Origin of the sequence: Bailinhaonella thermotolerans (genome assembly GCF_003594875.1) — a bacterium.
Classification (GTDB): Bacteria; Actinomycetota; Actinomycetes; order Streptosporangiales; family Streptosporangiaceae; genus Bailinhaonella; species Bailinhaonella thermotolerans.
The window spans coordinates 231720-245261 of record NZ_QZEY01000009.1 but is presented as its reverse complement, the minus strand read 5'-3'; the positions used below and the strand labels follow the sequence as shown (position 1 = coordinate 245261).

Annotated in this window: 13 protein-coding genes; 9 read left to right on the top strand and 4 right to left on the bottom strand. The window is 74.8% G+C overall.

Going from position 1 to position 13542, the window contains the following annotated elements; all coding sequences use genetic code 11:
• Nucleotides 1–10: 10 nt before the first annotated feature.
• Nucleotides 11–385 (top strand): YybH family protein, encoded by a 375-nt coding sequence (locus tag D5H75_RS23355; RefSeq protein ID WP_119928645.1) that lies wholly within the window; start codon nt 11–13, stop codon nt 383–385.
• 150 nt (nt 386–535) lie between these two features.
• Here the strand turns inward: D5H75_RS23355 and D5H75_RS23350 are convergent, their stop codons facing one another.
• Nucleotides 536–2032, bottom strand: a complete 1497-nt coding sequence (locus tag D5H75_RS23350; RefSeq protein ID WP_119928644.1) for an MFS transporter — start codon at nt 2030–2032, stop codon at nt 536–538.
• 182 nt (nt 2033–2214) lie between these two features.
• Here D5H75_RS23350 and D5H75_RS23345 point away from each other — a divergent pair, with 182 nt between their 5' ends.
• On the top strand, nt 2215–2949 hold the full coding sequence (locus D5H75_RS23345; protein WP_119928643.1) for a TetR/AcrR family transcriptional regulator: 735 nt from the start codon (nt 2215–2217) through the stop codon (nt 2947–2949).
• A 10-nt stretch (nt 2950–2959) separates the two neighbouring features.
• Here the strand turns inward: D5H75_RS23345 and D5H75_RS23340 are convergent, their stop codons facing one another.
• The gene (locus D5H75_RS23340; RefSeq protein WP_119928642.1) at nt 2960–3916 is read right to left on the bottom strand and encodes a lysylphosphatidylglycerol synthase domain-containing protein; all 957 of its coding nucleotides are present in this window, start codon (nt 3914–3916) and stop codon (nt 2960–2962) included.
• 58 nt (nt 3917–3974) lie between these two features.
• Here D5H75_RS23340 and D5H75_RS23335 point away from each other — a divergent pair, with 58 nt between their 5' ends.
• From D5H75_RS23335 to D5H75_RS23315, 6 genes are all read left to right on the top strand, one after another.
• Entirely contained in the window at nt 3975–4784 is an 810-nt protein-coding gene (locus D5H75_RS23335; protein WP_119928641.1) for a class I SAM-dependent methyltransferase, read from the top strand.
• Nucleotides 4781–5761 (top strand): lysylphosphatidylglycerol synthase domain-containing protein, encoded by a 981-nt coding sequence (locus D5H75_RS23330; protein WP_119928640.1) that lies wholly within the window; start codon nt 4781–4783, stop codon nt 5759–5761. Before D5H75_RS23335 ends, D5H75_RS23330 begins: the two co-directional genes overlap by 4 nt.
• A gap of 195 nt (nt 5762–5956) precedes the next feature.
• The gene (locus tag D5H75_RS23325) at nt 5957–7072 is read left to right on the top strand and encodes a glycosyltransferase family 4 protein (RefSeq protein ID WP_202638419.1); all 1116 of its coding nucleotides are present in this window, start codon (nt 5957–5959) and stop codon (nt 7070–7072) included.
• Nucleotides 7073–7083: 11 nt separating this feature from the next.
• Complete coding sequence (gene manB / locus D5H75_RS23320; RefSeq protein WP_119928638.1) at nt 7084–8205, top strand: mannose-1-phosphate guanylyltransferase; 1122 nt, start codon at nt 7084–7086, stop codon at nt 8203–8205.
• Between the two features lie 23 nt (nt 8206–8228).
• Nucleotides 8229–8381, top strand: coding sequence for a hypothetical protein (locus tag D5H75_RS41855; RefSeq protein WP_202638418.1), 153 nt, complete (start codon nt 8229–8231; stop codon nt 8379–8381).
• On the top strand, nt 8378–9304 hold the full coding sequence (locus tag D5H75_RS23315) for a DNA-3-methyladenine glycosylase family protein (protein WP_119928637.1): 927 nt from the start codon (nt 8378–8380) through the stop codon (nt 9302–9304). Before D5H75_RS41855 ends, D5H75_RS23315 begins: the two co-directional genes overlap by 4 nt.
• On the opposite strand, the gene D5H75_RS23310 is transcribed toward D5H75_RS23315, so the two are convergent.
• A complete protein-coding gene (locus D5H75_RS23310) occupies nt 9289–10263 on the bottom strand; it encodes a LysR family transcriptional regulator (RefSeq protein ID WP_119928636.1) in 975 nt (324 codons plus the stop codon). The genes D5H75_RS23315 and D5H75_RS23310 overlap by 16 nt on opposite strands.
• 445 nt (nt 10264–10708) lie before the next feature.
• Between D5H75_RS23310 and D5H75_RS23305 the strand changes: the two genes are divergently transcribed.
• A complete protein-coding gene (locus D5H75_RS23305; protein WP_202638417.1) occupies nt 10709–11599 on the top strand; it encodes a DUF2382 domain-containing protein in 891 nt (296 codons plus the stop codon).
• Nucleotides 11600–11769: 170 nt separating this feature from the next.
• On the opposite strand, the gene D5H75_RS23300 is transcribed toward D5H75_RS23305, so the two are convergent.
• Nucleotides 11770–13536 (bottom strand): phosphodiester glycosidase family protein, encoded by a 1767-nt coding sequence (locus D5H75_RS23300; RefSeq protein WP_119928634.1) that lies wholly within the window; start codon nt 13534–13536, stop codon nt 11770–11772.
• Nucleotides 13537–13542 lie beyond the last annotated feature (6 nt).

The window sequence follows — 13542 nt, the reverse complement described above, 5'->3', positions numbered from 1 at the left end:
GAGATGAGCGATGGGCGCCGAGGCCGAGTTGATCGAACTGATGGAGAGGGCGTGGGAGGCCAACCGCGACGGAGACGCCGCCTTCTATGACCGCTTCCTGGCGGACGAGGTGCTGAGCGTGTCCCAGTGGGGCGTCGTGGACGACCGCGACGCGATCCTCAAGGGGTTCGCCGAGAACCGGAACCCCTACACCCGCACCGACCAGTCCGACCACCGCGTGGTCTGGCTCGACGAGAACAACGCGGTGCATTCGAGCAGGGTCGAGATCGACGTCCTCATCGGCGGCACGGACGAGCAGACGATGCGCGTCTACGCCACCAGCGCCCTGACCAGGCGCGACGGCGAGTGGAAGTGCGCCGTCTTCCAGATCACCCCGGCCCCCTGACGCCGGCCTCATGACGCCTGCCCCCTGAAATCGCCCCCTGAAATCGCCCCCTGACGCCGGCCCCGGCCGGACGGGCCCGGAGCCGGGGCGCACGTGAACGGCCCCGCCCGGATCCCGGGCGGGGCCGTTCGCTTCGCGGGGCTGCCGCGCTCAGTGGGACGCGGCGGCGACGGGCTCGCCGGCGGCCGGGGCGGCGGAGCCGGGCCCGCGGTCCCGGATGAGGACGAAGGAGAGGACGGCCGCCGCGAGGACCCCGGCGGCCCCGGCGGCGAAGCTCAGGGTCATCGCGCCGGTGAAGGCCTCGTGCGCGGTGGCGATCAGCCCCCGGTCGCCGCTCGCGAGCGCCCCGGCGATGGACCGGCGGGCCGCCTCGGGGGCGTCCGCCGGCATGGCGTCGGTGTATCCGCCGGCCAGGAGACTGCCGAGGATCGCGACGCCGAGCGCGGCGCCGGCCTGCTGCACGGTGTCGTTGAGGGCGGAGCCGACGCCGGCGTGCTCCTGCGGGACCGCGCCCATCAGGGCGGCGGTGGCGGCGGGCTGGGCCATGCCGCCGCCGATGCCGAACAGCACCAGCGCGGCGGCCACCATGCCGAACCCGTCGCCCGGCTCCAGCGTGGCCAGCAGCCCGAAGCCCCCGGCCAGGACGGCCAGCCCGGCGGCGGTCAGCGGCCGGTTGCCGACCTTCTGGCCCAGGCCCGCCGCGACGCCGTTGACCAGGATCACCGCCGCCGCCATCGGGATGAGCGCCAGGCCCGCCTGGGTCGGGGTGTAGCCCAGCACGAACTGCAGGTACTGGGTGATGCCGAGGATCAGGCCGCCGTTGCCGATCTGGACCAGCACGAGCGAGAGGCTGCCGCCGCTGAAGTTGCGGTTCCTGAACAGCCCCAGCGGGACCATCGGGTACGGCGTGCGCAGCTCCCAGACCACGAACGCGGCCAGGCCGAGCACGGCGACGGCGGCCGAGACCAGGGTGCCGGGGTGGGTGAGGCCGTGCTGCGGGAGGGCGATGATCGTCCAGACGAGCGCTGTGAGGCCGGCGGTGGACAGGATCGCGCCGAGCGGGTCGGGCTTGCGCCACGGGCCCCGCGACTCCGGCATCCAGACGAACGCGGCGATCACGGCCACCACCACGACCGGTACGTTGATCAGGAACACCGAGCCCCACCAGAACTCCGCGATCAGCGCGCCGCCGACGACGGGGCCGCCGATGAGGCCCACCATGAGCACCGAACTCCAGATCCCCATCGCCTTGCGGCGCTCCTGCTCGTCGAACACGGTGATGAGGATGGACAGCGTGCTCGGCATGACGAGCGCCCCGCCGATGCCCATGAGCACGCGCCCGGCGATGAGCTGCCCGGGCGTCCCGGCGTAGGCGGCGAGCGCCGACGCGATCCCGAACGCGATCAGACCGATGATCATTATCCGGCGGCGCCCGTAGCGGTCGGACAGGCTTCCGGCGGTGAGCAGCAGCCCGGCGAAGACCAGGATGTAAGCGTCGATGATCCACTGCATGTCCTGGGTGGTGGCCCCCAGGTCCTGGGTCAGCGACGGGATCGCGACGGTGAGCACACCGTTGTCCACCACCAGCACGAGCGTGCTGAGGCAGAGCACGATCAGGATCAGCCACCGGCGTGGATGACGTTCCACGACAACTCCCTTCGAACGGTGTGCGGCGATTCCGAACACTGTGCGGTATGTCGAACACTGTACGGTCGTCCGCACACTGTTCGCAAACTCGCACACCGTTCGAGAGTCCGCACGCCGTACGGCGGTCCGCACGCTGTGCGGCGGGAGGGCTATGCTGGGGCGCCGGATGAGAGGAGAAGCAGGTGGAGGACCAGCCGTTCCCCTCGGTGTGGACCCGGCCGCGCCGGAGCGGGCGCGCCCAGCCCGCGCTGAGCAGGGAGCAGATCGTCGCCGAGGCCCTCCGCCTCCTGGACTCCGAGGGCATCGAGGCGCTGAGCATGCGCCGCCTCGGCGCCGCGCTGAACGCGGGCGCCACCTCGATCTACTCGCACGTCTCCAACAAGGACGAGCTGATCGAGCTGGTGATCGACGAGGTCTACGGGGAGGTCGAGGTCCCCGAGATCACCGATCCGTCCGCCTGGCGCGAGGCGGCCGGCGCGCTGGCCCGCGAGCTCCGCGCGACCATCCTCCGCCACCCGTGGATCATCTCGGTCCTGGACGAGCTCGGCCTGTCCTACATGGGACCCAAGCTCATGAACCTGTCCGAGGGCATGCTGAACCTCTTCGAGGCGGCCGGCTTCGGGCTCGTGGAGGCGGACCAGGCCGGCAAGTTCCTCCTGGGCTACGTCCTCGGCACCGCCTCCACCGAGGCCGCCGTGCTCACCCGGCTGGCCCGCACGGGCTGGGACGAGCGCGCCTGGTCCGAGAGCGTCCGCGCGGCGGCGACGGCCCTCGTGCGGACCCACCCCCGGATGAGCGCCCTCTACGCCGCGCAGGAGCACCGGGAGCCGGACGAGTTCCGCGAGTCCAGCTTCACCTACGGCCTGGAGCGGGCCCTGGACGGCCTGGAAATCAGGCTCCGCGCCCTCCGCTCCTGACCGCGCCGTCTCAGGAGGCGGTGGGCACCGGGCTCTCGGAGTCCGCGGGACTCTCCGGCGCGGCGCGGCGGGCGCGGCCGAGGACGAAGCCGAGCCCGGCCCAGGCGACGTCGGCCAGGGTGAAGGCGACCCGGGAGACGATGGCGATCGCCAGCGCCCGGCCGGGATCCAGGACGGGGGTCAGGGCCAGGACCATGGCCCCCTCGCGGACGCCGATGCCCGCGGGGATCACGACCGTGAGGATGCCGGTGGACCAGGCCAGGCCGTACGCCCCGGCGGCGACGAGGTAGAGCCCCCAGCCGCCGTCGCGGACGTCGGCCAGGAGGAGCCACAGGTGCACGCCGTACAGCAGCCAGCCGAGCATGGTCCAGGCGGCGGCGCGGGCCATCGTCCGGACGGTCGGCAGAGGGAGGGGCTCCCGGCGGAGGATCCGGAACAGCAGGTTGAGGAAGAATCCGACGATCCTCGGGTGCAGGCAGACCAGGACGACCGGGGCCAGCGCCATCATCCAGGCGTAGTCCGCGGCGGCGGCCCCGGAGACGAGCGGGAGGGTCGCGGCGGCCAGCGCCAGGGCGCAGGCCAGGGACGTCGCCAGGCCGAGGACGGTGGCGGCGAAGATCCCCCGGGCGGTGGCCTTGTGATCGCGGCCCAGCTCGGCCATCGCGGCGAAGGACCAGACCGAGCCGGGGATGTACTTCGCGAGCTGCCCGACGAACAGCACGCGGGAGGCGACGCGGAGGGGGAGCGGGGAGCCGAGCCCGGCCAGGATGTCGCGCCAGGCGACCAGCATGCAGCCGAGGCCGGCCATCAGCGCCGCGAACGTCCCGGCCACCGACCACCAGGAGAGCTGGGCCAGCGCGGCGCGCGTCGAGTCCCACTGGGTGGCCAGGCCGTACCCGCAGAAGGCCAGGGCGATGACGGCGAGGAGAACCCGGAGTAGGCGACTTGCCCGGAGTCGGCTTAGCACCGCCCCAGGCTAGCCGCAAGCGGCCACCGCCAGGTCAGGTCCCCGATAAGGTGGCGCCATGGCACGGCAACGCGGCTCACAGCTCGCATACTCGGAGTTGCAGGCCGCGATGCTCGACGAGGGCAAGCGGCGCACCAAGGCGGCCAAGCTCATCGCGGTCCTCACCCACTTCCTCGGCCGCGCGGACCTGTCCGGCCTCACCGTCGCCGACGTGGGCTGCTCGGCCGGGTTCATCGCCGACGAGCTGGCCGGGGCCGGGGCGGCCCGCACCCTCGGGATCGACATCGACGTGCCGGGCCTGCGCAGGGCGCACGACAGGTTCGGCGAGCGGGTCGGGTTCGTGTGCGCCGACGGAGAGCGGCTGCCGTTCCCCGACGGGTCGATCGACGTGATCGTGTTCAACCACATCTACGAGCACGTCGTGGACCCCGACGCGGTGCTGGCCGACATCCGCCGCGTGCTGTCCGACGACGGCGTGCTCTACCTGGGCCTGGGCAACCGGCTCGGGGTGATGGAGCCGCACTACAAGCTGCCGTTCCTGTCCTACCTCCCGCCGTCGCTGGCCGACCGCTACGTCCGCGCGTCCGGCCGCGCCGACCACTACCACGAGCGGTTCCGCACCCGGCCGGGCCTGCGGCGCATGCTGCGCGACTTCCACGTGTGGGACTACTCCCTGCCCGTGCTGGTCGAGCCTGAGCGGTTCGCCGGCGGCGACGTCGTGCCGGGCGCGGTGTCCAAGCTGCCGCCCGCCGTCCTGCGCGGGCTGCTGCCGATCGTGCCGACCTACCTGTGGGTCGCGACCAAGACGCCCCGCCGCCCGGCCGGGCCCGCGCTGCGCCACGCCCCGCAATACGTCCGCACCCGATGATCGGGAAGCGCGGGCTGAAGCGCCTGCTGCGGGCCGCGTTCCTGCTGGCCGCGGTGGCGCTCGGCGCGTACGCGCTGGCCGACCAGTGGCCCTCGGTGCGCGGCGGGCTGGCCAGGCTCACGCCGGGCGTGATCGCCGGGTCCCTCGCCGCCGTGCTCGCCGCGCTGGCCGCGAGCATGATGACCTGGCGGGCGCTGCTGGCCGACCTCGGCTCGCCGCTCCCGGTGCGGCCCGCCGCCCGCGTCTTCTTCGTCAGCCAGCTCGGGAAGTACATCCCCGGCTCGCTGTGGCCGGTCCTGGCGCAGATGGAGATGGGCCGCGACCTCGGCGTCCCGCGCGCCCGCAGCGCCACCGCGTTCTTCCTCAGCCTGCCGGTCTACGTCGCCACCGGGCTCGTGCTCGCCCTGGTCACGGTCCCCGGCGAGCAGGTGTACGGCTACGCGTGGCTGCTGCTGCCGCTGCTCGTGCTCCTCCACCCGCGCATCGTCAACGGGGTCCTGGGCCTCGGCCTGCGGCTGCTCCGCCGCGAGCCCCTCGAACGCCCCCTCACCTTCGGCGGGATCGGCCGCGCCTTCCTGTGGGCCTTCGCCGCCTGGCTGCTGTACGGCGCGCACCTGGGGATCCTGGTCGCCGGGCTCGGCGGGGCGGGGCCGCGGGCGTACGTCCTGTCGGCGGGGGCGTTCGCGCTGGCGTTCTGCCTCGGCATCGTCGTGATCGTGGCCCCGGCGGGCGCCGGTGTCCGCGAGGCGGCGATGGTGGCGGCGCTCGCGCCGGTGCTCGGGGCCGGGGCGGCGCTCACCGCCGCGCTGTGCTCCCGCCTGATCGTCACCGCCGGAGACCTGGCCTCCGCCGGGATCGCCGCCCTCGTGGCCCGCCGCCGCGTGCGCGCGGCGGCCCTGCCGGAGCCCGGATCCGGCGACGCGCCCGGCGGACGCCCGGACTCCGCTCCCGGCGATCAGGCCGTTCACCCGCACTGATACGCGGCGGGCGCGGACGCCCCCTGAACACACCAGAAATAGGCCGGTATTGCGCGGGGTCCCGCAATAGAGTGGGCTGGTAGTGGCAGAACCAACTGGGTACTCGAAGAGCTGGTTGCCGAAGAGACCGGTCCGGCCGGTGAGCGGCCGGCCGGGAGAGCCATGGAGGGGAGCGATCCGCAAGTGGGGCCTCGCGTGCTCGTCGACGCCGCCGCCGTGCCGGCCGACCGCGGCGCGCTGATCAGATATGTCGACGGCCTCGTCGCCGCGCTCGGACAGGCCGACGCCGACCTCGCCGTCGTCTGCCAGCGCTCGGACGCCGAGCGCTACGGCCGGCTCGCCCCGAACGCGCGCATCCTGCCGGGCCCGCCCTCGATCACGCACCGGACCGCCCGGCTGGCGTGGGAGCAGACGGGCGTGCCGGTGCTCGCCCAGCAGGTCGGCGCGCAGGTCATCCACGCGCCCTACTACTCGATCCCGCTGCGCTCGGGCCTGCCCACCGTGGTGACCGTGCACGACGTCACCTGGTTCACCGAGCCGGAGCAGCACAGCGCGGTCAAGGCCAGCTTCTTCCGCTCGGCCACGCGCACCGCCGTACGCCGCGCCGCGCGCGTCATCGTGCCGTCCAAGGCCACCCGTGACGAACTGGTCCGGGTGCTGGCGGCCGACCCGACCCGGATCGACGTCGCCTACCACGGCGTGGACCACACGCTCTTCCAGCGGCCCGGCGAGGCCGAGGTCAAGCGGGTCGCGCACCGGCTCGGGCTGCACGGCGAGCCGTACGTCGCGTTCCTCGGGGCCATGGAGCCGCGCAAGAACCTGCCCAACCTGATCCGCGGGTTCGCCTCGGCGGTCGAGGGCATGTCCGACCCGCCCGCGCTGGTGCTGGCCGGCGGCGGCTGGGACGACCAGGTGGACGCGGCCGTGGGCTCGCTGTCGGGGTCGGTGCGGGTGATCCGGCCGGGCTACCTGCCCTACGCCGACCTTCCCGGGTTCCTCGGCGGGGCGCTCGTGGTGGCGTTCCCCTCGCGGGGCGAGGGTTTCGGGCTGCCGGTGCTGGAGGCCATGGCCTGCGGCGCCCCGGTGCTCACCACCCAGCGCGCCTCCCTGCCCGAGGTGGGCGGCGACGCGGTGGCCTACACCGAGCCGGACGTCCAGAGCATCGCCGTCGCGCTGCGCTCGCTGCTCGACGACCCCGCGCGCCGCGCCGCGCTGGGGGAGGCCGGGTTCCACCGGGCCAGGGAGTTCTCCTGGGCGGCCTCCGCGCAGGCGCACATGGACTCTTACCTACGTGCCGTCGAGACGCGATAACCTCGCCGTCTATGGACAAACCCGTTCCGGGGGCCGCGCCGGCTTCGGACTCGGCCTCGGCTTCGGCTCCTCCCTCGGCTGAGGCGATCCTGCTGGTCGGCGGTCAGGGCACGAGATTGCGCCCGCTGACCGTGACCACCCCCAAGCCGCTGCTCCCGACCGCGGGCGTGCCCTTCCTGGCCCACCAGCTCACCCGGGCCCGCCGGTTCGGCGTGCGCCACGTGGTGTTCGCCACGTGCTACCAGGCGTCCATGTTCGAGGAGGCGTTCGGCGACGGCTCCGCGTTCGGGCTGACCCTGTCGTACGTCACGGAGGACGAGCCGCTGGGCACCGGCGGCGCGATCCGCAACGCGGCCGGGCGTCTGACCTGCGGCCCGGCCGACCCGGTGCTGGTGCTGAACGGCGACATCCTGTCCGGGCACGACATCGCCGCGCAGCTCGCCCTGCACCGCGAGCGCGACGCGGCCGTGACGCTGCACCTGACCGAGGTGGAGGACCCCTCGCGGTTCGGCTGCGTGCCGATCGACGGCGACGGGAAGGTCACCGCGTTCCTGGAGAAGACCCCCAACCCGGTCACCAACCGGATCAACGCCGGCTGCTACGTCTTCCGCCGCTCGGTGATCGACGAGATCCCGTACGGCCAGGTCGTGTCGGTCGAGCGCGAGACGTTCCCCGGGCTGATCGAGGGCGGCGCGACCGTGCTGGGCTACGCCGACTCGACGTACTGGCTCGACGTGGGCACCCCCGAGGCGTACGTCAAGGGCAGCCGCGACGTGGTGCTCGGCCACCTGGGCGACCCGGGGAAGGAGTCCCTGGCCCTGGAGGGGGCCTCGGTGGCCGCCGACGCGAAGGTGTCCGGCGGCACGGTCGTGGGCCGCCGCGCGGTGATCGGCCCCGGCGCGGTCGTCGAGGGCAGCGTGATCTTCGACGACGCCGTGATCGAGGAGGGCGTCGTGGTCGTCGACTCCGTCGTCGGCGCGGGCGTGCGCGTCGGCGCGGGCACGGTGCTGCGCGGCGCGGTCCTCGGGGACGGCGCGGACGTCGGGCCGCGCAACGAGCTCCTCGCGGGGGCGCGGGTCTGGCCCGAGGTGAAACTCCCCCCGGGCTCCGTCCGTTTCTCCAGCGACGTCTGATCCCCCACTGGTACCGGTGTCCGATGCCTGACCTACCCGGGGCCGCCCGCCCGGCGGCCCTCGCCCAGATGGCGCATATGTCGCGCCGCCACCGTCCCTCGCGCGCGGCGCTGGCGCTGCTCGCCGCGATCGCGTGGACGGTCTTCGTCACCGTCCTCATCGCCCTCGACCTGTGACGCCCCAGGCCGCCACGGCGGGCCGCGCGCGCGACTGGCGGCCCGGCGGGCCGCTGGACGTGGCGCTGACCCTCGACCCGCACCGGCACGGCGGCGGCGACCCCACCTGGGGTTCCACGCCCGACGGGGCGCTCTGGCGCGCCTCGCTCACGCCGTGCGGCCCGGGCACGCTGCGCCTCTCCGTCCACCCGTCCGAGGGCCGCGTGCACGGGCGGGCGTGGGGGCCGGGGGCCGAGTGGCTGCTGGAGACGATGCCCGCGCTGCTGGGGGCCGAGGACGACCTGGCGGGGTTCGAGCCCGTGGACGGGCCGGTCCGGGAGGCGCACCGGCGGCGGCCGGGGCTGCGGCTGAGCCGGAGCGGGCGGGTGTTCGAGGCACTGGCCCCCGCGATCCTGGAGCAGAAGGTGGTGGGCCGGGAGGCGTGGCGGGCCTGGCGCTACCTCGTCCGCCGGTACGGCACGCCCGCGCCGGGGCCGGGGCCCGAGGGGCTGTACGTGGTGCCGCCGCCGCGGGCGTGGATCGCGATCCCGTCCTGGGAGTGGCACCGCGCCGGGGCCGAGGCCGTGCGCGCCCGCACGATCATCACCGCGGCGCGGGTGGCGGACCGGCTGGAGGCGGCCCCGGACTCGGCGACGCTCGACCGGATGCTGCGGTCCCTGCCCGGGATCGGGGTGTGGACCTCGGCCGAGACGCGGCAGCGGGCGCTGGGGGACCCCGACGCGGTGTCGGTGGGCGACTACCACCTGCCGTCGATCGTGGGCTGGGCCCTGACCGGGCGGAAGGCGGACGACGCGGAGATGCTGCGGCTGCTCGCGCCGTACGCCGGGCACCGCCACCGGGCGGCGCGGCTGATCGCGCTGACCGGCGCGCGTCCTCCGGCGCGCGGCCCCCGCATGGCCGCCCGCGACTACCGCCGCATCTGATCGCCGCCCGCGCCGCCCGCCGGGGGACGCTCGCACAGCGGGCGGGCGCGCACCACCTCGGCCGTGGCCTCGCGGAACGCCGCGAGCACCGCCGCCACCGTCGGGCGCTGCGCCGCGCCCTGCCGGGTCCAGACGCACATGCGGCGGCGCTGGTCGAAGTCGGTGACCTTGAGCAGCGCCATGCCGGGCAGGGCCCGCGCCGCGACGAGGTCGGCCATGAACGCCACCGCCCGGCCGTTGATGACCAGGTCTATCAGGACGTACAGGTCGTTCGTCTCGTACCGGATGCGCGGGTCGAACCCGCCCAGCTCGGTGCACGCGCGGATGACCAGCTCACGGTGGCGGGTCCCGGGAGAGCCGCAGACCCACGACTCCTCCGCCAGCGCCGACAGCGACACGGGCCCGGTCGTCGCCGCGAGCGGGTGGGCGGCGGGGATGGCCAGCCAGACCGGCTCGTACAGCAGCGTCTCGGCCTCCAGCCCGGGCGGGCGCACCATGGGCAGCATCTCGTACTCGTTGAACACCAGCAGGTCCACCTCGCCCAGCGCGAGCGCGTGGATGCCCGAGTCGGACTCGTCGTCCACGACCTCGATGTCCAGCTCCGGATACCGCTCGGCCAGCGGTCCCAGCGACGGGATGATCACGTGCAGGATCGAGGTCTGGTACCCCATGATCCGCACGTGGCCGTGCACGCGGCCGCTCGCCGCGACGGTCTCCTCGGCGGCCAGCTCGGCCTGGGCGAGCAGCGTGTCCGCGTGCGCCGCGAGGACCTCGCCCGCGGGCGTGAGCCGTATCCGCCGGCCCACGCGCTCGTGCAGCGGCACTCCCACCTCCCGCTGGAGCCGGGCGAGCTGCTGTGAGACGGCGGAGGCGGTGTAGCCGAGCGCGTCGGCGACGGCGCTGACGGTGCCGCGCTCACGTAACTCGCGCAGCACCTGGAGGCGGTGCAGATCCAGCATGTTTCAGATTCTCTAATGGGTTCACCCAAGAATGTCTCGATGGACGTGAACAGTCCGGGTCGCTGACACTGGAAGTGCCGCCGGCGGCCACCCGCACCGCACGCGGCACCCGCGGGATCCCACACGCTCATCACGGTTTCTTGAAGGAGATCCCATGCTCTGGATCGTTCTCGCCGTCCTCGTCGCCCTGGCCGTCCTCGGCCCCCTGTTCGGCAGCGACAGCCGCGACGGCCTCGACTGGCAGCCCAACGCCTTCTGGCGTACGCCCAGGCCGCGCCGCCGTACGCCGGTTCCGCCCCGAATGGGTAATGGATTCGCTCATGTGCGGACTGGTGCGGATCGGGCACCGTTTCACCCCCTCGCGTCCGGGTAGTCGGCCGGACGTGAGGTGATGCCCGCCGGCCGGGGGAGCCGGCGGGGGCTGACGACTTACGGGGGGCCTCGCATGACCACGGAGAGCCAGGTTCAGGAGCTGATCGGCAGTGATGTGATCGGCTCGGACGGGGAGCGGATCGGCGCGATCGGACAGGTCTACCTGGACGACAGCACGGGCCGTCCGGAGTGGGTGACGGTGCGCACCGGCATGTTCGGCAAGCGGGAGAGCTTCGTCCCGCTGGCCCAGGCCCGGCGCGCGGGCAACGAGCTGCACGTGCCGTACACCAAGAACAAGGTCAAGGACGCGCCGAACGTGGAGGCCGACGAACGCCTCTCCGAGCAGGAGGAGGCGAACCTCTACCGCCACTACGGCATCTCCCAGGCGCAGGTCCCGACGCAGCCGGGCATGCCCGGCACGGGCACCACGTCCCGGGAGACCGCGGGCGCGGGCGCGGGAGGCCCGGGCCGGCACGCGGCGCCGGGCGGTCCCGACCAGCGGTCGCGGGGGCAGGCGCCCACCGGCCGCGTCCAGGACGAGGCGGCCATGACGGCGGCGGAGGAGCGCCTGCGCGTCGGCAAGGAACGCCAGGAGGCCGGCCACGTCCGCCTGCGGAAGTGGGTGGAGACCGAGGAAGCGGACCGCAAGGTCCAGCTCACGCACCAGGAAGCGGTCGTGGAACGGCACCGCATCGAGGACGGCCGTCCCGACCAGACGCGCGACCTGGGCGAGGACGAGGCGGAGATCACGCTCTACGAGGAGCGCCCGGTGGTCTCCACCGAGCAGGTCCCGGTGGAGCGGGTCAGCGTACGCCGTAAGGACGTCCCGACCGAGGAGACCGTCCACGGCAAGGTCCGGCGCGAGCACATCGACGTGGACCGCGACCCCGAGCCCGGGCGGACTCAGCGCGGCGCGCCCGACCCCGGCTCCGACCGGCCGGACTACGGCCGTCCCGGGCAATGACGCCCTCGCCGGCGGCCAAGCGCTGCGAGAACCCGCCGCCGACGCCCCGCCCCGCCCGGCGGCGGCCGACGCCGCGGGCCACGGAGTGGCAATCGCGGCTGACGTGCACGACCTCGCGGTCCCGGTGATTGCGCGACGACGAGCCCGGCCCCGCGCCGGGCTCGTCGGCGTCAGTTGACGGTCACCGCGTCGCTCACGGGCCGGCCGCCCGCCGGGGCGGCGGGCCGGTTCACGATCTCGCCGCGCGCGGTGAGGGTGGTGGACCCGCCGCCGTCCAGGTTGATCGCCTCGCGCGCGCCGAGGCCGCGCATGAGGCGGGCCGCCTCGGGGAGCGTCATGCCGGCGCTCCACCGGGGGCTCCGGCCGTCCACCGCCGCCAGCAGGAGGTTGCCCCGGGCGTCCACGCCGGCCAGGGTCCGCGGGTGGCGGCGGACGATCTGCGTGAAGGTGCCCTTGCGGCCCAGGTCGCGCGGGGAGATGCGGACCTCGCCGCGGCGCAGGATCGCCACGTTGCCCGCCGTGGCGTAGTCGGGCCGGATGGCCCGGCCGGTGCGCTGGTCGATGATCAGCGTGGAGACGCGCAGGCGGCGGCCGAGCTGGGCGTGGGCGCGCAGCCAGGCGGCGGCGCGGCCGGTGCCCTGGAGCACGCTGCCCCGCTCCGGCGGGTCGCCCGGCGCGGACCCGGACTCCCGCTCGCGCACGCTCAGCACCGTGCCGTCCTCGGCCAGTTCGGCCTCGACGCCGTCCACGCGGGGGAGCCGCGCGCCGTACTCGGGGGTGAAGAGGATGAGGTCGTCGCCGTCGTTCGCGCGGTTGACGCCGGTGATCGCGCGCCAGGCGCGGCCGGCGCTCACACGCTGGCGGGTGGTCAGGTCGGTGACGCGCGCCCGGCCCCCCGTGATCACGAGTGCGGGGTCCGAGCCGTCCCGGGTCTCGCTCAGCAGGCGGCCCTCCTGGACGTACACCCCCGCCGGGTCGCCGGGGGTGTCGGTGCCGATCCGGAAGAAGCCGCCGTTGATCGCCGCCGTCGCCATCGGGGCCATCTCGCGCACGGTCTCGGCGTCCGCCAGGGTACGGCCCGACGTGGTCCGCACGACCGCGTGGCGCGGGTCCACCCGCAGGTAGCGGACCCGCCAGGGGCCGGGCGTCCACCGCCCCAGGGTCGAGGTCTCGACCACGGAGACCGGGAAGCCGCCGCGCGGCGTGCCGTCCTCGTCGATCCAGCGCAGCCGCTCCAGGCGGGCCGCCTCCCGGCCGGCCTCGGCCCGGCCGGCGAACCGCCCCACCCGCACGGTCTGGCCGAGGACGCGGCGCGGGCCCCCGGGCCGCAGGCGGGGGACCACGACGTCCTCCCTGATCGCGGGAACGCCGTGCCGGGCGAGCTGCCCCACCAGGTGGTCCGCCGCGTCCTCCCGGCCGAACAGCCGCCCGCGCCCGTCGAAGTGCAGCACGACCGTGTAGACGTCGGCGGCCGGCGGGCTGCCGCCGCCGATCCGCCCGAGGAGCACGCCGGGCGCCAGCCGTACGACGCGGTGGGAGCCCGCCGCGCGGCGCCGGGCGCCCTCCGCCGCCCGCTCCGGCCCCCGCTCCGCGAGCCGGGAGCCGCCGAGCGGGAGGCCACCGAGCGGGAGGGCACCGAGCGGGAGGCCACCGAGGCGGGCGTCGCCGAGACGGGCGTCGCCGGGCCGGGGCGCGATCCGCACCGGCCCGAAGCCGAGCGGGTCCTTCTCCGCGCGCGCGGCCCCATCCCCGGGGCGTACGGCCCCGGCCCGGGCCGCGGCGTGGCCGTACGGGATCGCGGCGTGGCCGTACGGGATGGCGGCGTCGCCGGACCGGGTCGCGGCGACGGCCGGAGTGCAGGTGAGGGCCAGGACGGTGCTCGCCGCGGCGGCGAGGAACCCGCGCAGGGGCCTTCCCCCGGTGACCTGTGTGCGCATGCCCCG